General features: G+C 58.0%; 2 protein-coding genes. Both read right to left on the bottom strand.

What is annotated here, in order from left to right; translation table 11 throughout:
- Window positions 1-112: 112 nt before the first annotated feature.
- Window positions 113-742, bottom strand: a complete 630-nt coding sequence (locus tag EGI20_RS18690) for an acyltransferase (RefSeq protein ID WP_498632387.1) — start codon at window positions 740-742, stop codon at window positions 113-115.
- Window positions 735-1,374: glycosyltransferase (locus tag EGI20_RS18685; protein ID WP_498633193.1), on the bottom strand; the 640-nt coding region annotated here is incomplete at its 5' end. The genes EGI20_RS18685 and EGI20_RS18690, both read right to left, overlap by 8 nt.

The following is a 1,374-nucleotide window of genomic DNA, read 5'->3' as shown; positions in this document are numbered from 1 at the left end:
GGAGTGCGGCTTTCTCCTCGCTGCACGCGTCCAGCGCCAGAGCGTTAACGTGCCCGGCAAAGCCAGCAGCGCGGCTAACGCGCCAAAAAACTGCACTCCGAACAGGAGGTATTCATTCATCGAGGCGCGCCTCCCCATAAAAATAGCGTGCGCGTTGCGTCCGCAAAGCAGCGGACTCCGGCATACCGGCAAGACGGCAGTGCATAAATTCGTCCGCCCATGGCAAGTCCGTGTTAGCCATCTTCACCCGATCGACCCATTCGTCCAAGGTACACAACACCCGTGCAGGAACGCCACCAACAACCACGCCAGCCGGTACACTGGAGCTAACCACGGCATTGGCCGCGACAATGACATTCGGCCCGATGGTCACACCCGGCAAAATCACGGCCTGATGGCCAATAAATACATTGTCCCGAATATCAACCTTGCCAACCCGGTCAAGCTCAAGTCCCAACGCTGCATTGACCATGCCGACGCTACCGTCATGACCAAATAGCGTGCAACCCGATAGATGGACATTACGTCCCAGGCAAACATAGGCAGGATCAGTGATCGTGACGTTCATATTGATCTCGCAAAGCGCCCCTATCCGGTGTAATCCGCCATGCATACGCAGATAGTCGGCCCACTCGGCTCCATGTGGCCGACAAACCCGCCGGTACAACCAGACCAGCTGATTTCGTTCCAGCGCCTGCCGGCGCAAGCACGCCCGCATCCAGCTCTTGACACGTTCAAGCATGCTTTCCCTCCCGACCTATCGCCAGCAGGCAGCCTGCCAGTTGGTCCAGATTACGCTCAAAAGCATAGTGTTCTCGCACCCAGGCGCGTGCATGTGCCCCTAAGCGACTGCGTAAATCGGGGCTGCTTGCAAGCCGCCAAAGCGCCTCAAACAGTGCGTCCTCATCACCAGGCGGTACAAGTAAACCTGTTTGGTTATCAATAAGGAGTTCAGGAATACCGGCGACACGAGTGCTCACGCAAGGCAGGCCACTTGCCATCGCTTCCATCAATACAACCGGCACCCCTTCGGCGAAACTTGGCAGAACAAATACATCGGCTTGCGAATAGCTGTGCCTGACTGCCTCTCTTCCCAGCGCCCCGGCAAAATGAACACAGTCAAGCCCAAGCTGTCCCACCTCGGCACGCAAAGACAACTCTGTCGGCCCGTTACCGACCATCAACAGCGACAATTTAATCCCTGCACGACGCAGCCGTGCCACTGCATGTAACAACAGATGCTGCCCCTTAGCCGGGCATAGCCGGCCGACGCATAGCAGCCGCAAGCTCTCTGCAGGAAGGCTGGCCGGCAGGCCATACGCGGCATCAACCCCCAGACGACTGACCTGCAATTTCACCCAGTCCTGCGGCGCG

The sequence above is a fragment of the Aquitalea sp. S1-19 genome (assembly GCF_024343515.1).
Note: the sequence above shows the minus strand (reverse complement) of the source record. Positions and strands in the feature narration are given on the sequence as shown.